General features: G+C 67.0%; 18 protein-coding genes and 1 tRNA gene. 10 read left to right on the plus strand and 9 right to left on the minus strand.

Annotated elements, in window-relative coordinates; genetic code table 11:
* Positions 1–48: 48 nt before the first annotated feature.
* The 6 genes from ASD82_RS02495 to ASD82_RS02520 all read right to left on the minus strand — a co-directional run bounded on the left by ASD82_RS02495 (position 49) and on the right by ASD82_RS02520 (position 5,347).
* Entirely contained in the window at positions 49–507 is a 459-nt protein-coding gene (locus ASD82_RS02495; RefSeq protein WP_056714925.1) for a carboxymuconolactone decarboxylase family protein, read from the minus strand.
* Between the two features lie 38 nt (positions 508–545).
* Positions 546–1,448 (minus strand): RNA polymerase sigma factor SigJ, encoded by a 903-nt coding sequence (gene sigJ / locus ASD82_RS02500; protein WP_056714929.1) that lies wholly within the window; start codon positions 1,446–1,448, stop codon positions 546–548.
* Positions 1,449–1,507: 59 nt separating this feature from the next.
* Positions 1,508–2,461, minus strand: coding sequence for an aspartyl/asparaginyl beta-hydroxylase domain-containing protein (locus tag ASD82_RS02505; protein ID WP_007806164.1), 954 nt, complete (start codon positions 2,459–2,461; stop codon positions 1,508–1,510).
* 169 nt (positions 2,462–2,630) lie between these two features.
* The gene (locus ASD82_RS02510) at positions 2,631–4,013 is read right to left on the minus strand and encodes a PhoH family protein (protein ID WP_007806163.1); all 1,383 of its coding nucleotides are present in this window, start codon (positions 4,011–4,013) and stop codon (positions 2,631–2,633) included.
* A gap of 55 nt (positions 4,014–4,068) precedes the next feature.
* Positions 4,069–4,530, minus strand: coding sequence for a peroxiredoxin (locus ASD82_RS02515; RefSeq protein ID WP_056714932.1), 462 nt, complete (start codon positions 4,528–4,530; stop codon positions 4,069–4,071).
* A 253-nt stretch (positions 4,531–4,783) separates the two neighbouring features.
* Positions 4,784–5,347, minus strand: a complete 564-nt coding sequence (locus ASD82_RS02520) for a glycine cleavage system protein R (protein WP_200950205.1) — start codon at positions 5,345–5,347, stop codon at positions 4,784–4,786.
* A gap of 126 nt (positions 5,348–5,473) precedes the next feature.
* Between ASD82_RS02520 and dapA the strand changes: the two genes are divergently transcribed.
* Both dapA and ASD82_RS02530 read left to right on the plus strand, forming a co-directional pair.
* Positions 5,474–6,382: a 4-hydroxy-tetrahydrodipicolinate synthase gene (gene dapA / locus ASD82_RS02525; protein WP_056714936.1), complete on the plus strand. Its 909-nt coding sequence runs from the start codon at positions 5,474–5,476 to the stop codon at positions 6,380–6,382.
* Between the two features lie 23 nt (positions 6,383–6,405).
* Positions 6,406–6,996, plus strand: coding sequence for a hypothetical protein (locus ASD82_RS02530; protein ID WP_056714938.1), 591 nt, complete (start codon positions 6,406–6,408; stop codon positions 6,994–6,996).
* Between the two features lie 72 nt (positions 6,997–7,068).
* Here ASD82_RS02530 and fdxA read toward each other — a convergent pair whose 3' ends face one another.
* Positions 7,069–7,392, minus strand: a complete 324-nt coding sequence (gene fdxA / locus ASD82_RS02535; protein ID WP_056714941.1) for a ferredoxin FdxA — start codon at positions 7,390–7,392, stop codon at positions 7,069–7,071.
* Positions 7,393–7,559: 167 nt separating this feature from the next.
* A tRNA-Glu gene (locus ASD82_RS02540) sits at positions 7,560–7,635 on the minus strand.
* Positions 7,636–7,827: 192 nt separating this feature from the next.
* Here ASD82_RS02540 and pcnB point away from each other — a divergent pair.
* The 5 genes from pcnB (at position 7,828) to panD (ending at position 11,938) form a co-directional block, all read left to right on the plus strand.
* Complete coding sequence (gene pcnB / locus ASD82_RS02545; protein WP_056714943.1) at positions 7,828–9,186, plus strand: polynucleotide adenylyltransferase PcnB; 1,359 nt, start codon at positions 7,828–7,830, stop codon at positions 9,184–9,186.
* Positions 9,183–9,662 (plus strand): 2-amino-4-hydroxy-6-hydroxymethyldihydropteridine diphosphokinase, encoded by a 480-nt coding sequence (gene folK, locus ASD82_RS02550; RefSeq protein ID WP_056714948.1) that lies wholly within the window; start codon positions 9,183–9,185, stop codon positions 9,660–9,662. The genes pcnB and folK overlap by 4 nt, the downstream gene beginning before the upstream one ends.
* A 55-nt stretch (positions 9,663–9,717) precedes the next feature.
* Positions 9,718–10,548: a 3-methyl-2-oxobutanoate hydroxymethyltransferase gene (gene panB / locus ASD82_RS02555; RefSeq protein ID WP_056714951.1), complete on the plus strand. Its 831-nt coding sequence runs from the start codon at positions 9,718–9,720 to the stop codon at positions 10,546–10,548.
* 48 nt (positions 10,549–10,596) lie between these two features.
* Positions 10,597–11,442, plus strand: a complete 846-nt coding sequence (gene panC, locus ASD82_RS02560; protein ID WP_056714954.1) for a pantoate--beta-alanine ligase — start codon at positions 10,597–10,599, stop codon at positions 11,440–11,442.
* A gap of 103 nt (positions 11,443–11,545) precedes the next feature.
* Positions 11,546–11,938 (plus strand): aspartate 1-decarboxylase, encoded by a 393-nt coding sequence (panD, locus tag ASD82_RS02565; protein WP_007806142.1) that lies wholly within the window; start codon positions 11,546–11,548, stop codon positions 11,936–11,938.
* Between the two features lie 155 nt (positions 11,939–12,093).
* Here panD and queG read toward each other — a convergent pair whose 3' ends face one another.
* The gene (gene queG, locus ASD82_RS02570) at positions 12,094–13,188 is read right to left on the minus strand and encodes a tRNA epoxyqueuosine(34) reductase QueG (protein WP_056714957.1); all 1,095 of its coding nucleotides are present in this window, start codon (positions 13,186–13,188) and stop codon (positions 12,094–12,096) included.
* A 15-nt stretch (positions 13,189–13,203) separates the two neighbouring features.
* Here queG and ASD82_RS02575 point away from each other — a divergent pair, with 15 nt between their 5' ends.
* The 3 genes from ASD82_RS02575 to ASD82_RS02585 all read left to right on the plus strand — a co-directional run bounded on the left by ASD82_RS02575 (position 13,204) and on the right by ASD82_RS02585 (position 16,826).
* Positions 13,204–14,703 carry a bifunctional ADP-dependent NAD(P)H-hydrate dehydratase/NAD(P)H-hydrate epimerase gene (locus ASD82_RS02575; protein ID WP_056714960.1) on the plus strand — a complete coding sequence of 500 codons (1,500 nt, stop codon included), beginning with the start codon at positions 13,204–13,206 and terminating at the stop codon, positions 14,701–14,703.
* Positions 14,696–15,172 carry a tRNA (adenosine(37)-N6)-threonylcarbamoyltransferase complex ATPase subunit type 1 TsaE gene (tsaE, locus tag ASD82_RS02580; protein ID WP_157598976.1) on the plus strand — a complete coding sequence of 159 codons (477 nt, stop codon included), beginning with the start codon at positions 14,696–14,698 and terminating at the stop codon, positions 15,170–15,172. The genes ASD82_RS02575 and tsaE overlap by 8 nt, the downstream gene beginning before the upstream one ends.
* 166 nt (positions 15,173–15,338) lie before the next feature.
* On the plus strand, positions 15,339–16,826 hold the full coding sequence (locus ASD82_RS02585) for an N-acetylmuramoyl-L-alanine amidase (RefSeq protein ID WP_056714966.1): 1,488 nt from the start codon (positions 15,339–15,341) through the stop codon (positions 16,824–16,826).
* Positions 16,827–16,857 lie beyond the last annotated feature (31 nt).

Below are 16,857 nucleotides of genomic sequence, written 5' to 3' on the forward strand. Positions count from 1 at the left end.
AAAAAAAAGCCGCGGTGGCCGCCGCGGCTTTTTTCATGGGCGCGATGTTCAGTACTTTGCGGGCTGGTACGCGCCCGGCGGGTTCTGGAACGGGATCGCGATGCGGTTCCACGCGTTGATCAGGATCACCGCCATGTTGAGATCGCCCAGTTCCTTTTCGCTGAACTGCGCGCGGGCCTGCTCGTAGACGTCGTCGGCTACCCCGTGGACCGGATCGAGCCGCGTGACTGCCTCGCACCACGCCAGCGCGGCGCGCTCGCGATCGCTGTAGAACGGCGCTTCGCGCCAGGCCTGCAACACATACAGCCGCTGCTCGGTTTCGCCGGCAGCGCGGGCATCCTTGCTGTGCATGTCCAGGCAGTAGGCGCAGCCGTTGAGCTGGGAGGCTCGCATCAGCACCAGCTCGATCAGGGCCGGTTCGAGGCTGCCCGAGTGCACGTATTTGTTCAGGGCGAACAGTGGCTTCATGGCTTCCTGGGTGGGGACCGAGGATTGACGGGATGACATGGGGGAACTCCTTTCTGTGGTGCGGCCGCAGTGGCCGTTCAATGCAAGGACGCAGGGCCGGGCGATTTCGTGACAGCCGCCAGCCGGGCCAGCTTTCCGGGGTGACGCAAGGCGTGGATCGCGCTGATTCCCGTTTCGTCTTCGTCGATCCAGCTGGCGGATATCAGGGTGTCGCCCTGCCAGCTGAGCAGGGCAGGCGTGCCGTTGAGCCGATGGATTTCATGGCGCACGCCCTGTCCGCGCTGATGCAGGGCGATCTGCAGATACAGCCGGGCCAGGCGTTCGGCACCGTGCAGGGGGCGCAGGGTGGCGGTGACCAGGCCACCGCCGTCGGAGATGTGCACCGCGTCCTCGGCGAACAGCGCGCGCAAGGTGTCCATGTCCGGTTGTTGCAGGGCCTCGGCGAAGCGCTCCAGCAAACGGTGCTGCCGATCGGTATCGGGCGCGTCCGGGCGCGGCCGTTCCTGGCGCAGACGCTGTTTCGCCCGGTGCACGCGCTGGCGGCAGGCGTCTTCGCTGATCTCGAGCATCGCCGCGGCCTCGGCGTGGCTGTAATCGAACACCTCGCGCAGCAGGAAGGCGGCGCGCTCCTCGGCGCTGAGCCGTTCGAGCAGCAGCAGGAAGCTGAGGGTCAGGCTTTCCGCCCGCTCCAGTTGCGCCTCGGGCTGGTCGGCGTCGACCAGCAGCGGCTCGGGTAGCCAGGGGCCAGGATAGTGTTCGCGCTCGGTCCGGGCGCGTCGCAGGCGGTCGAGCGCCAGCCGGGTGGTGACGGTCACCAGCCATGCTTCGGGATCGTCCAGCGCGGCAGTGTCCTGCGCATGCCAGCGCAGCCAGGCATCGTGCAGCACGTCTTCGGCGTCGGCGGGCGTGCCGAGCATGCGGTAGGCCAGCCCGAACAGGCGGGGGCGGTGTTGCTGGAACAGGGCGGTTTGCGGGTCCATGGCGTTCTCGGTTGAGGCATCCTGATCAAGGACGCGCGCCACTCACGCGATGTGACTGCTCAGCGGAACAACGGCCACGGCGCCAGGAAGATCAGCCACATCAGCAGCACGATGCCGGTGTACTTGAAGGCCTTGTACAGCGTCCGGTGGCGGCGCTTGAACTCCACCTTCCAGCGATGCGTGGCGCCCTTGCGCTGGCTGAGCGCGTACAGGCGGTTCACGAAGCCGGTCTTCTCGGTGCCGGCGTCGCTGTTCGGCGAGGCGGTGATCCTGCCCATGAACGCGCCGACGCGATGGTTGATCGCGCTCATCCAGCGCGTGCGCAGCGGACGCTCCACGTCGGCGAACAGGATCACCCGGGTCTGGTCGGTCTTGTTCTCGACCCAGTGCACGAAGGTCTCGTCGAACACCACGTCCTTGCCGTCGCCCCAGGCGTGCTCCTCGCCGTCGACGAAGATGCGGCAGTCGCGCGAGTTCGGCGTGATCAGGCCCAGGTGGTAGCGCAGCGAGCCGGCGAACGGGTCGCGATGCGGGTTGAGCTTGCTGTTCGGCGCCAGCGTGGCGAACATCGCCGCCTTGATGCCGGGAATCGCGTTGAGCAACTCGACCGTCTTCGGGCACAGCGCCTCGGCCGAGGCCAGCGGCTCGCCGTACCACTTCAGGTAGAAACGCTTCCAGCCCTGCTTGAAGAAGCTGTTGAAGCTGGCGTCGTCGTTCTTCGCGGCCGCGCGGATGTGGCCTTCGTCGAACAGCTGCAGCGCTTCGTCGCGGATGGCCTGCCAGTTCGCCTGCAGCAGGTCCAGTTGCGGAAAGCCGCGACGATCGAGGATGGGTTTCGCCGGCACGGCGGAAAACGCGTACATCAGCAGGTTGTACGGGGCGAAGATCGCCGAGTGGTCGACCAGCTGTCGATCGAAACGCAGCCGCACGCGACCGCGCAGGTGCACCAGCAGCACGCACAGCGCGAAGAACACGAATACGGCAAGCAGGATGAGGCGAGGGGTGAGGATCATGGCAACGCGAGCAGCCGTGGCAGGGACTCCGGGGCCTGCCATTCTACGCGTTTGCCGCGCCCCGGCTCGGTGCCCGCCGAATCCCCCGCGCGACATTCAGCCCCGCGGGGGAGTTTCCAGTCATCGACGAAGCGCCGGCTTCGGCTTTTCCGAATCCCGAATCCCGGTACTAAAGCGACTCCGCCGCGAAGTCCGCCAGCCGCGACCGCTCGCCGCGGCGCAGGGTGATGTGGGCGGAGTGCTCCCAGTTCTTGAAGCGATCGACCGCGTAGGTGAGACCGGAGGTGGTCTCGGTGAGATACGGCGTGTCGATCTGCTCGACATTGCCCAGGCAGACGATCTTGGTGCCTGGGCCCGCGCGGGTGATCAGGGTCTTCATCTGCTTCGGGGTGAGATTTTGCGCCTCGTCGATGATCAGGTAGCGCGACAGGAAGGTGCGCCCGCGCATGAAGTTCAGCGAGCGGATCTTGATGCGCGAGGCGAGCAGGTCGTTGGTGGCCTGGCGGCCCCAGCTGCCGCCGTCCTCGGGATTGGCCAGCACTTCGAGGTTGTCGGTGAGCGCGCCCATCCACGGCGTCATCTTTTCCTCTTCGGTACCGGGCAGGAAGCCGATGTCCTCACCCACCGAAACGGTGGCGCGGGTCATGATGATCTCGCGGTAGCGCTGCTGGTCCATCACCTGGGCCAGGCCGGCGGCCAGCGCCAGCAGGGTCTTGCCGGTGCCGGCGTTGCCGAGCAGGGTGACGAAGTCGATGTCCGGGTCCATCAGCGCGTTGAGCGCGAAGTTCTGCTCGCGGTTGCGCGCGCCGATGCCCCAGACGTGATGGTTCGCGTGCGAATGGTCGTCCAGCAGCAGCAAGGTGGCACTGGTCTCGTCGAGGTGCAGCACGCGCAGCTCGACCGCGCTTTCGCCCGGCAGGTACAGGCACTGGTTCGGATGCCAGTCGTCCTGCTCGCGCCGGTTCACCTCGTAATAGGTGCGGCCGCGCTCGGTCCACGAGCGCACTTCCGGGTGCAGGTCCCAGAAGTCCTCGGGCAGTTCGGCCGAGCCGGTGTAGAGCAGCGAGAAGTCGTCCAGCGCGCGGTCGTTCTCGTAATCCTCGGCGACGATGCCGTTGATGCTGGCCTTGATCCGGAGGTTGATGTCCTTGGTGACCAGGATGACGTCGCGACCGGGATTCTGGTCGCGCAACTCGATCACCGCGGCGAGGATCTGGTTGTCCGCCTTGGTATGGCCGTTGCTGCTGGTGCGATGCTGGAAGTACAGGCGGCCTACCGAGCCGCCGCGCTTGAGCTTGATGCCCTGCGGATTGCTGAGTTCCAGGCCCTCGCCCAGATCGTGCTGCTTGCCCAGTTCGACCAGTTCGTTGAGGAAGCGGCTGACCTGGCGGCCATTGCGCGAGACTTCCGAGGCACCCTTCTTCTTTTCGTCCAGTTCCTCCAGCACGGTCATCGGGATGAAGACATCGTGTTCCTCGAAGCGGAACAGCGAGGTCGGGTCATGCAGCAGGACGTTGGTGTCGAGAGCGTAGATGCGCTTGCTTCCGGTCATGCGGAAGTGTCCTCACTGGTGGGTGGAAGGAACGGGCCGGCGGGTACGTCCAGGGTCAGGCAGCGGGAATGGCGTCGAGCACGGCCTGCGCATGGCCGGAAACTTTCACGCCACGCCATTCCGCGGCCAGCCTGCCCTCCGGATCGATCAGGAACGTGCTGCGCACGATGCCCATGAAGCGTTTGCCGTACAGCACTTTTTCGTGGATCACGTCGAAGGCGCGGCACCAGGTTTCGTCGGCATCGGAGACCAGCGGGAACGGCAGTTCCTGCTTGTTGGCGAAGTTCGCGTGCGACTTCTGCGAATCGCGCGAGACACCGATGATCTGCGCATGGCGCTTGCGGAAGGCCGGGTAGAGGTCGCGAAAGTCCTTCGCTTCGGTGGTGCATCCTGGCGTCGAGTCCTTCGGGTAGAAATACACCACCAGCCATTGTCCCTTGAGGCTGGACAGCTTCAGTTCGCTGCCGTCGCCGGTGAAGCCTTTCAGTGCGGGCAGTTTCTTGCCGATATCGGGCATGAGGGGTCCTGCGCGGCGAGGCGATGCCGCGACGTGTGGGAAAAGGAAAGGATGGAGAAGGCCGCTGAGGTCGACGTTGCGACGGCGGCAGGGCGAGCTGTTGCGCCGGAAAGGGTCGGGGTGATTCGACAAGCTGGCTGCAATGCAACGGTCCTCCGGCAACTCACGGCCACAGACTAGCGCGGGTGGCTTGGCGCAGGACAGTCCTTGTCAGGACGCCACGATCGCGCGATGCTCGGCGGATGTCACCGGCTCAGAATTTGACCGGGTCCATGATCGCGTCGAGATTCAGGCCGTCGCACAGTTCCAGGAAGTCGTCGCGCAAGGCGGCGATGTGGATTTCCGCCGGAATGCCGATGGTGAACTGGGCCTGGAACATCTCCGCCCCGGTCTGCATGGCGTGATAGCGGGTGGAGTTGAGCTGCTCCACGCTGATGCCGTGCTGGCTGAAGAAGTCCACGATGCGGGCCACGATGCCCGGCCGGTCGGCGGCCACCACTTCCACCAGATAAGGCAGCAGGTGCGAGCTGTTCTCGCGCGGCCCGGTGCGGTAGTGCACCAGCCGCATGCTCTCGTCGCGGGTCAGCTTGGCCAGGGCCGTTTCCAGCTTGGCCAGGGCGTCCCAAGCGCCGCTGGCCAGCAGCATCAGCGAGGTTTCCGTGCCGATGGTGACGACCCGCGATTCGGACAGGTTGCAGCCGGCGTCGGCGATTCGCCGGGCCAGTGCCAGCAGCGGCGACTGGGTCGAGGTGGTAAGCGCGTGGATCAGCAACTGGTTGTCGTTGCCCGAGCGTGCGGAGCCGGAAGTGGATTTCAAGGAGGTCTGCCTGCGTAACGTCGACCGCGTGATGCGGAACGGTGAGACTACTCCCATCGAGCTTACTTGCCCGGCTCGCGAAGCGGCAAGTAACATGCAGGGCTTGCCTTGCAGTGGAATCGGGTCTTGAACATTCGCGGAAGCATCTGCGCGCTGGCCACGCCGTTCGCGGCCGATGGCTCGCTTGATCTGGCGGCCTTCGGTCGACTGCTTGATTACCAGATCGCCGGCGGCACCCAGGCGCTGGTGGTGGCCGGCTCCACCGGTGAAGCGCACATGCTCGAACACGACGAGTTCGAGCGCCTGCTGGCGTTTGCCGTCGATCGGGTGAACGGACGGGTTCCGGTGATTGCCGGTACCGGCGAGGCGGGCACCGCAAAAACGGTGGCATTGACCCGGCGGGCCCGTGCGCTGGGCGCCGATGCGGCCCTGGTGGTGGCGCCGTTCTACGTGCGGCCGACCCAGGAGGGCATGCGCCGCCACTACCTGGAAGTGGCCGAACACGGCGAGCTGCCGGTACTGCTCTACAACGTGCCGACCCGTACCGGTTGCGATGTCCTGCCGGAGACGGTCGCCGCGCTGCGTGATCATCCCGCGATCGTGGGCATCAAGGAGGCCCGCGGCGACCAGCCGCGGATTTCGGCGCTGGCGGAACTTGTGCGTCCGGATTTCGTCTATCTGTCCGGCGACGACGGCACGGCCGGGCAGGCGATGCTGGCCGGCGCCGCCGGTACCATCTCGGTGGTGGCCAACCTGGTGCCGCGGGCGTTTCGTGACTTGTGCGACGCGGCCACCGCCGGGGATCGGGCGGCCACCGCGCGCTGTCACGCCGCGCTGGAACCCCTGGTCGAGGCGCTCAACTGCGCGCCGAACCCGATCGCGGTCAAGGCCGGTTTGCCTGTGCTGGGGCTGGGACTGGCCCTGCCGAGGTTGCCGTTGGTGGAACTGAACGACGGTCCGGATCGCGCCCGATTGCACCAAGCGCTGTCCAGTCTGGCATCCTTGACGACTGCGGCCGGTGGAACGGTTGCCTGACTTACCTTACGGAATCCGATTACATGAAGAAAACTTCGCTCCTCGTGGCCTTGCCGGCCGTGGCCCTCAGTGGCCTGCTGCTCACCGGCTGCGGCGCATTCCGTTCGCACAAGGCCTGGGACACCGCGCTGCAGGAAGCGCCGCTGGAGATTCCGCCCACGCTTGACCGGCCTTCCACCACCGAAGCGCTGGTGATTCCGCCGCCGGGTGGCAACCAGCCGACCGCCAATGGCGCAACGGCCCGGGTCGGTTCGTCGAATGGCCAGATCAGCGACGGCTTCGTGGTCGCCGATGGCGCCGACAGCGTCTATCGCCGTGTCGGCCAGGCGCTGGAAGGCGGCAACCTGGGCGAGGTGATCGCGCATGACGATGCGGCGCACAGCTACACGCTGAACGTGTCCGATGCCGTTGCCCAGCAGAAAAAGAAGGGCTTCTTCGGTCGCATGTTCGGTCGCGACAAGAGCAGCGCGGTGCAGGCGCCGGGCGCCGGCTCGCACCAGGTGCAGGTCAGCATCAACACCAGCGGCGCCAGTGGCAGCGAAGTGCGCGCCACCGGAAATCCGGCCGCGGTGGGCAAGGTGGTGGATACGCTGAAGTCGCGTCTGGGCGGCTGAGTCTTCCGTCCGGCCATTGAAAACGCCGCCCTCGGGCGGCGTTTTCGCATCGGGCATCGGCGCGCCGCGATATCAGCGCTGCAGCAGTTCCAGCTTGCCGGGCTTGCCTTCCCAGTCCTTTGCATCGGCCGGGGCATCCTTGCGCTCGGTGATCACCGGCCAACCCTTGGCCAGCTCCGCGTTCAGCGCCACCAGCGCTTCCTGGCCGGCGGGAACGTCGTCTTCCGGGTAGATCGCATTGATCGGGCACTCGGGCTCGCACAGGGTGCAGTCGATGCACTCGTCCGGATCGATCACCAGGAAATTCGGGCCTTCGTGGAACGCGTCGACCGGGCAGACCTCGACGCAATCGGTGTACTTGCACTTGATGCAGTTGTCGATGACAACAAAGGTCATGGAAGAGGCTCTCAAAGGATATGCACTGCAGACGAGTGTCGCAGAATGCGAGCTTTTGTGAGGAGTGCGGCCATGGATGGCCGCTTTTGATCTCTACCCGGAGCGCAGTCTGCACCCTAGCTTCTTGCAGTCGATGTTGCAGCGATCATGGATGATCGCACAAGCATTGGTGCTCCCTACGAGACTCGAACTCGTGTTCCCGCCTTGAGAGGGCAGTGTCCTAGGCCACTAGACGAAGGGAGCGTTATGCAGCGAGGCGCGCTAGTATAACGGAATTGTTTCGCCCGGCAATGCTTGCCGTGCATCTGCCTGCGTCGCCCGAAACGGGACCTGCCGGTGCACGTGTCCGGCGCCACGCGGAGCGGCCCGCGTTGCTCTGTGCCGCGATATATTGCAACCGACGGGCAGCTTCGCCCCGCCAAGGATTCCCACCGCTTGAATCTACAATCAAGGACTGACGCCACGCCGACGCTGCGGATCATTCCGCGCGACCAGCACATCATTTCGCGCAAGAACATCAGCAAGGCCGCCTTGCGCGTGCTGTACCGGCTGAACGAGGCCGGGCACACGGCCTATCTGGTCGGCGGTGCGGTACGCGACCTGCTGCTGGGGCTGCAGCCGAAGGACTTCGACGTGGCCACCGATGCCACGCCGGATGAAGTGAAGCAGCTGTTCCGCAACTGCCGCCTGATTGGCCGCCGCTTCCGCCTGGCCCACGTGGTGTTCGGCCCGGAAATCATCGAGGTCGCCACGTTTCGCGGCACCGGCGAGGAGGGCGGCGAGGGCGACCGTCACATCGTCGATGGCCGCATCGTGCGCGACAACATCTGGGGCACCATCGAGGAGGACGCGATCCGCCGCGACTTCCGCGTCAACGCGATGTATTACGACATCAGCGATTTCTCCGTGCGCGACTACGTCGGCGGCATGCAGGACCTGCAGGACCGGATGCTGCGGCTGATCGGCGAGCCGGACGTCCGCTACCACGAGGACCCGGTGCGCATGCTGCGGGCGGCGCGGCTGGCGGCGAAGCTGGACATGCAGATCGACGCCGCCGCGATGGCGCCGTTCGAGACGCTGGGGCCGCTGCTGGCCGACGCCGCGCCCGCGCGCCTGTTCGACGAATCACTGAAGATGTTCCTGTCCGGCAACGGCCTGAAGAGCTTCCGCATGCTGGAACACTGCGGGCTGCTCAAGTTCCTGTTTCCGGCCACCGCACGGGCGCTTCGGCGCGGCGACGACGCGCTGCGTTCGCTGGTCGAGAACGGGCTGGCCAATACCGATGCCCGCATCCACGAGGGCAAGTCGGTCACGCCGGCCTTCCTGTTCGCCGTGCTGTTGTGGGGCGAAGTGCGCGACGTGGCGCACCAGTTGATCGGGCGTGGCGTCGAAAGCAACGAGGCCTGGGCGCAGGCCGCCGCCCGCGTGGTGGGCGAGCAGTGCCAGCGCGTGGCGATCCCGCGCCGGTTCACCTTCACCATGGAGGAGATCTGGTCGTTGCAGCCGCGCTTCGAACAGATCCAGCGCAAGCGCGTATTCCGCCTGATGGCCCATCCGCGCTTCCGCGCCGCCTTCGATTTCCTGCTGCTGCGTGCCGACGAGTCACCGGCGATGCGCGAGCTGGGACAGTGGTGGGCCCACGCCCAGCAGCTGCCGCAGGATGTGCTGGCTTCGGCCCTGCCGGCCGGTGGCGGTGCAGGCGCCAATGATTACGTTCCCGCGCCGGTCGCCGCGAAGCCGCCGCGTCCACGCCGTCGTCGTCGCAAGCCGGGCAACAAATCAGGCTCCGCATGAGTCTGGCCTACGTGGCGCTGGGCAGCAATCTCGGCGATCCCCGGCAACAGGTGCTGGACGCGATGGATGCGCTGGCGCGCCTGCCCGGGACCCGACTGCGACAGCGCTCCTCGCTGTATCGCACGCTGCCGTGGGGCGTGCTGGAGCAGCCGCCCTTCATCAACGCGGTGGTGGAACTGGACACGGAGCTCTCGCCGCATGTCTTGCTGGACGCGCTGCTGGCCATCGAGCAGCGCGCCGGTCGCGTGCGGGCCGAGCGCAACGGGCCGCGCACGCTGGATCTGGATCTGCTGCATGTCGAAGGCGTGCAGCTTGACGATCCCGACCTGACCCTGCCGCATCCCCGCATGGCCGAGCGGGCCTTCGTGCTGCTGCCCCTGTGCGACATTGTGCCCACCCTGCGCCCGTCCGGCCAGGCTACCGTGGCTGAACAACTGGCCCGGCTCGATCCATCCGGTTGTGAACGCGTGGCTTGAGCCCTCAACGTGGCGCGCCGGATAATCGGCGGCCCAGCATCGATCAGGAATTGCCGTGTACGTGCAGAACGCCAGTGTCCCCGACCGCAAGCCGGTGACCGTGCCAGGCCTGCTTGCGATGAAGGCCGAGGGTCGGCGCATCGTGATGCTCACCGCCTACGACGCCAGCTTCGCCTGGCAACTGGAATCGGCCGGCATCGACATCGCGCTGGTCGGCGATTCGCTGGGCATGGTGGTGCAGGGCCATCGCAGCACCTTGCCGGTGACGCTCGATCACATGGTCTACCACACGGCCGCGGTGGCCCGCGGACTGGCGGCCACCATGCTGGTGGCCGACCTGCCGTTCATGGCCGATCGCGATATCGCGCATGCGCTGGAAGCCGGCGCGCGACTGGTCGGCGAGGCCGGTGCGGCGATGGTCAAGATCGAGGGCGCCGCGCCGCACATCCAGGAAGCGATCGCGGCGCTGAGCGCGCGGGCCATTCCGGTTTGTGCGCACCTGGGGCTCACCCCGCAGTCGGTGCACAAGTTCGGCGGCTTCCGCATCCAGGGACGCGAACAGGCCGCCGCCGATCGCGTGCTGGCCGAGGCGCTGGCGGTGCAGGCGGCCGGCGCGGACCTGCTGGTGATGGAGGGCGTGCCGGTGGAACTGGGGCGGCGAGTGACCGAGGCGCTTTCGATTCCGGTGATCGGCATCGGCGCCGGCCCGCATTGCGACGGCCAGGTGCTGGTGATCCACGACATGCTCGGCATCACGCCGGGCAAGCGCCCGAAATTCAGCAAGGATTTCCTCGCCGGGCGCGATTCTGTGGCCGCGGCCATTGCCGCCTATGCCGAGGACGTGCGCAGCGGCGCCTTTCCGGCGCCCGAGCACTGTTTCAACTGACCTTCGTTTTCATTGAGCCCGTTCAACCGGGCTGCGAGTCGACCGATCATGCAGACCGTACAAGACATCCCCGCGCTGCGGGCCGCGATCCGTGGCTGGCGCACGCAGGGCCAGACCGTGGGCTTCGTGCCGACCATGGGCAACCTGCACGCCGGTCACCAGTCGCTGATCAAGCTGGCGCGTGCGCGCACCGAGCGGGTCGTCGCCAGTGTCTTCGTCAACCCGACCCAGTTCGGTCCCAACGAGGATTTCGACCGTTATCCGCGCACCCTGGCGCAGGATCAGGCCGCGCTGGCCGAGAGTGAATGCGACCTGCTGTTCGCACCGGAGGTCGCCACGATCTATCCGTTCGGTGCCGCGCACAGCGTCAGCGTGCGCGTGCCGCGGATCACCGACGAGCTGGAAGGCGCCCATCGGCCGGGCCACTTCGATGGCATGGCCACGGTGGTGTGCAAGCTGTTCAACCTGGTGCAGCCGGACGTGGCCGTATTTGGCCAGAAGGACTTCCAGCAGTTGAAGGTGGTCGAGCGGATGGTGCGCGACCTGGGCCTGCCGCTGAAGGTGATGGCGGCGCCGATCCTGCGCGCCGAGGATGGCCTGGCGCTCAGCTCGCGCAATCAGTACCTCAGCGCCGAGGAGCGGGCGCGCGCGCCGTTGATCCACGACACCCTGCAGAAAATGCGCGAACTGCTGGCGCAGGGACATCCGTGGCAGGCGATCGAGCAGACCGCCGCCGCGCGCCTGCAACGTGCGGGTTTCGTGCCGGACTACGTGGTGATCCGCCGTACCGAAGACCTGGCCGAACCGGCCGACGGCGAGTCTGACGGGCTGATTGCGCTGGTGGCGGCACGGCTGGGCAACACGCGCCTGATCGACAACTTGCTGTTCGACTGAGGTGGCCGCATATCCGGGAACAGGCCGTTGATGTTGCGATGCAGCGTCAGCAGTTCGATAATGCCCGACTTTGCAGGCTGACCCCGCCGGAAACAAGATTCCCATGCACCTGAACATGCTCAAGGCCAAGATCCACCGTGCCACGGTGACCCACGCCGAACTGCACTACGAAGGCTCGATCGCGATCGACGGTCTGCTGCTGGACGCCTCCGGCATCCGCGAGTACGAGCAGATCCACGCCTGGAACGTCAACAGCGGCCAGCGTTTCGTCACCTATGCGCTGCGTGCCGAGGAAGGCTCCGGGATCATCTCGGTCAACGGCAGCGCCGCGCGCAGTGCCCAGGCCGGCGACATCATCATCATCGCCGCCTTCGTGCAGCTTAGCGAAGCGGAGCTGGAGAACTACCAGCCGACCTGCGTCTACGTCGCCGCCGGTCCGGGCAACCGCATCAGCCACACCAATCGTTCGATCCCGAAGCAGATGGCCGACGCCTGAGAAGTTGTGAGTTTCAACTTCTCAGGCCGATCAGGGCGAGGGCATGGATGCCCGGGTTGAGGCAACGCAGGAGCGGTTGCCCGAGGGCCGGACATGCGCCGGACTCGCGATAGAAGAAAACCACAGGACCTGGTTTTCTTCACAGGCCCTGAGCGTCAGCGGCGCTGCTTTGCCAGCGCCCATGCCACGTGTTCACGCACCACCGGCGACGGATCGTCGGCGCGTGCATTGAGTGACTCGATCGCGGCGGCCGATTGGGGTGCATTGCCCAGCGCCACCGCGATGTTGCGCAGCCAGCTTTCGTAACCGGTGCGGCGGATCGCCATGCCTTCGGTGCGCTTGAGGAATTCGTCCTCGCTCCAGGCAAACAGCTCGACCAGTTTCGCGCCATCCAGACTGTGCCGCGGCGCGAAATCCGCCTCGGTGGTGGTCTGCGCGAACTTGTTCCACGGGCAGACCAGCTGGCAGTCATCGCAGCCGAAGATGCGGTTGCGCATCGGCGCGCGCAGTTCTTCGGGGATGCTGCCCTTCAGCTCGATCGTCAGGTAGGAGATGCAGCGTTTGGCGTCGAGCTGGTAAGGCCCGATGATTGCCTGGGTCGGGCAGACCTCGATGCAGCGCGTGCAGCTGCCGCAATGCGCGCTGGCCGGTTCGTCCACCGGCAGCGGCAGGTCGGTGTACAGCTCGCCGAGGAAGAAATACGAGCCCGCACTGCGGTTGATCAGCACCGTGTGCTTGCCGATCCAGCCCATGCCCGCGTTGCGCGCCAGCGCCTTTTCCAGCACCGGCGCCGAATCCACGTAGGCGCGATAGCCGAAGTCGCCGACGACGCCGTGGATGCGTTCGGCCAGTTTCTGCAGGCGGCCGCGCATCAGCTTGTGGTAGTCGCGACCCAGCGCGTAGCGGGAAACATAACCGGCCTCGGCGTCATTCAGCACGCCCCAGGCGTTCGCGGTGCCGGGCGGGATGTAGTCCATGCGCACCGAGATGACCCGCTGGGTGCCCGGCTCCAGTTCGGCTGGCCGGGTGCGTTTGGTGCCGTGCCGCGCCATGTATTCCATCTCGCCGTGGTGGCCGTGATCGAGCCAGCTCAGCAGATGCTGTTCGTCGTCGGCCAGCTGGGTGCCGCTGATGCCGGTGTCGGCGAAACCCAGTTCGCGCGCCCAGCCCTTGATGTCGCGGGCGAGCGTGGCGTAGTCGGGTGTGCGGGCGTCGATGTCGGACATCCGGCTATTGTAGGTGCGCTGCATGCCTATAATTCGCGCATGCCCGTCCACCCGACCAGCCGCAACCTGCATACCGTCGACCAGTTGCGCGCGATCGAGCGCGCGGCGCTGTCGGCGCTGGGCATTTCCGGGCCCGAACTGATGCGGCGCGCGGCCAGCGCGGCGCTGAGCAGCCTGCGCCGGCACTGGCCGCAGGTGCAGCACGTCTGCATCCACTGCGGCCCCGGCAACAACGGCGGCGACGGCTTCCTGCTGGGCCTGCTGGCGCGCGAGGCCGGCCTGCAGGTCGACATGGTCGGGTTGACGGCCAGCTCGCATGGCGACGCAGCGGTGGCGCGCGCGGCATGGGAGTCCGCTGGCGGGCAGGTGCTGGTCTGGGACGAACAGGCCGTGCTTCCCGAAGCGGAACTGCACGTGGATGCGCTGTACGGCATCGGCCTCAATCGCGAGCCGGAAGCGGCTCCGGCACGCTTGATCGAGGCGATCAACCGCAGCGCTCGCCCGGTGCTGGCGCTGGATGTGCCCAGCGGGCTGGACACCGACCGCGGCAGCTGCGCCGCAGCGGCGATTCGCGCCGATGTCACGGTGACCTTCATCGCCGGCAAGCGCGGCCTGCATACCGGGCGCGCCGCCGATCACGTCGGCGTGCTCGAACTGGCCACCCTCGGCGTGCCGGAAAGCGTCTGCGCGGCGGTGCCGGCGGATGCCCGTCTGCTGTCCGCCGAGTCGCTGCCGCCGCGGGACCGTTACGCCAACAAGGGCAACTACGGCCATGTGCTGGTGATCGGCGGCGACCATGGCATGGCCGGTGCGGTGCACCTGGCTGGGGAGTCGGCGCTGCGCGCCGGTGCCGGGCTGGTCAGCGTGGCGACGCGGGCGGCCCATGTGTTCGCGCTGAACGCGGCGCGACCGGAACTGATGGCGCATGGTGTCGACGGTCCCCAGGCACTGGCCACGCAGCTCGACCGTGCCAGCGTGCTGGCGCTGGGCCCGGGGCTGGGCCAGGCGGCCTGGGGTCACGCCCTGTGGCTGACCGCGCTGGACGCGAACAGGCCGCTGGTGCTCGATGCCGATGGCCTGAACCTGCTGGCGCGCGAACCGCGTCGATTCACCGCGCCGACCGTGCTGACGCCGCATCCGGGCGAGGCCGGGCGCCTGCTGGGAATCACCACCGGCGAGGTCGAGCAGGATCGCTTCGCCGCGGCGCGCGAAATCGCGCGCCGCTACCACGCCGTCGTGGTGTTGAAGGGCGCCGGCAGTCTGGTCGCCGATCCGGATGGACGTCTGGACGTCTGTCCGTGGGGCAATCCGGGCATGGCCAGCGGCGGCATGGGCGACCTGCTCACCGGCATCGTGGCGGCACTGCTGGCGCAGGGCTGCAGTGCGTGGCAGGCGGCCGGGCTTGGCGCGGGCCTGCACGCCCGTGCCGGCGACCGGGCGGCGCGGCAGGGCGAGCGCGGCCTGCTAGCCGGTGACCTGCTGGCGCCGTTGCGGGCACTGGGCAATGGCATGACGGGCTACGAACGTGACCATGATTGAACCGGCGCAGGCGGTGTCGACCTGGATGCTTGCCGACGAGGCGGCCACCGCGGCACTGGGCGCGCGCCTGGCGGGTGCGCTGGACGGCGGGCTGGTGATCTACCTGCACGGCCCGCTCGGCGCCGGCAAGACCAGTTTCGCCCGCGCCCTGTTGACGACGCTGGGAGTCGGTGAACGGGTGAAGAGCCCCACCTACAGTCTCGTCGAAGGCTATGCGGCAGGCGGACGGCCCGCCTGGCACCTCGACCTGTACCGGATCGCCGATCCGGGCGAGCTGGAATGGCTGGGCCTGGACGCGCTGGCCGATCCCGACGCGGTGGTGCTGGTGGAATGGCCCGAACGCGGCAGCGGAGCTTTGCCCGCGGCGGATCTTGCCGTGACCCTGGACTACGCCGGGGCTGGCCGTCAGGCATCGCTGCGGGCCCATGGCGGGCGCGGCGCGAGGCTGCTCGACAGGATTGCCAAGTAATTCTTTTCGCTGGAAAAACCTGATTCGGTCGTTCAAGCCAAGGACTTGTGCTGGAAACACGAGTTGCATCCACTAGCTTGATCTCACCTGATAAATGCCCCGCAGGTTATGGATATTCAAGGGAAAGATCTTGCAATGCGCATCGCCCTGCGTTTCAATGCGGAGCATGAGGGCTTGCCTGAACAACCGGATCGGCTGGTGTGCCGTCGCGATCGCGGCGCTGCTGCCCGTGGGCGCGGCCGGTGCCGCGCAGTTGAAGGACGTCCGCGTCTGGGCCGGTCCGGCCTATACCCGGGTGGTGTTCGACGCGTCCGGCCCGCTGCAGTACAAGATCAGCCAAAAGAATGGCCAGGTGCTGATCGAACTGCCGGACAGCAACCCCGGCGGTGATTTCTCCGACCCGTCCGCACAGGGCCTGTTCCACGGCATGACGCATTCCCGCCTTGGCAGTGGCATGCAGCTGACCGCCAGGGTCGATCCGTCGAGCCGGCTGAAAAGCTTCCTGCTGAAACCGAAGGACGATGGCGACTATCGGCTGGTGCTGGATTTCTATCCGGCCGACAACGCCGCCGAGGTCGAGCGTGATGTCGCTGCCGACAGTGCTGCGCCCGCGCCGAAAGCTCCGGTGGCTGCCGCTGCGGTCGCGAAGCCGGCGCCCGTCCCGATCTACAGCAATCCCACGCATAGCCGCCGGGTTGCCGCCGAGCAGGCGGCAGCGATGCTCAATGGCCAGCGCCAGGTGGTGGTGGCGATCGACGCCGGTCATGGCGGCAAGGACCCCGGCTCGCACGGTCCGGGCGGCACGCTGGAAAAGAACGTCACCCTTGCGGTGGCGCGCGAGCTGGCCGCCGAGATCAATCGCCAGCCCGGCATGAAGGCCGTGCTGACGCGCGACAGCGACTTCTTCATTCCGCTGGCGCAGCGCTACAAGATCGCCCGCGAGCACAATGCCGACCTGTTCGTGTCGATCCACGCCGACGCGTTCACCAGCGGCGACGCCAAGGGGTCTTCGGTATGGGTGCTGTCGCCGCGCGGCAAGACCAGCGAGGCCGCGCGCTGGCTGGCCGATCGCGAGAACCGCGCCGACCTGATCGGTGGCACTTCGCTGGACGACAAGGACGACAGCCTGGCCAAGGTGCTGCTGGACATGCAGCAGGGCTGGGCGATACAGGCCAGCGACATGATCGCCGGCAACGTGCTCAAGGCGCTGGGGCGTCTGGGGCCGACCCATCGCGGCTATGTCGAGCGCGCGAATTTCGTGGTGCTGCGTTCGCCGGACGTGCCGTCTATCCTGGTCGAGACGGCCTTCATCAGCAATCCGGCCGAAGAGCGCAAGCTGCGCGATCCGGGGCACCAGAAAAAGCTCGCCGAAGCGGTCATGGGCGGCGTTAAGAATTATTTTGAATCGACGCCGCCGCCGGGCACCTGGTTTGCTGCCGAGGCGGCGCGACGCAATGGCGTGCAGCTGGCGTCCAGCGCCAGTCAGTCGTCCGGCAAGGCGGCCGGGCGCGACGTGCACAAGGTCGGGCGCGGCGAAAGTCTCAGCAGCATCGCGCGCCAGTACGGCGTCAGCGTCGGCGCACTGAAGAACGCGAACCAGATCAGCAGCAATACGGTGCGTGCCGGCACCACGCTGACCATTCCCGCCGGCTGACTTTCCCCGCGGCATCGCGGTTGTTCGCTGT

Origin of the sequence: Rhodanobacter sp. Root179 (assembly GCF_001428465.1) — a bacterium.
Lineage (GTDB): Bacteria > Pseudomonadota > Gammaproteobacteria > Xanthomonadales > Rhodanobacteraceae > Rhodanobacter.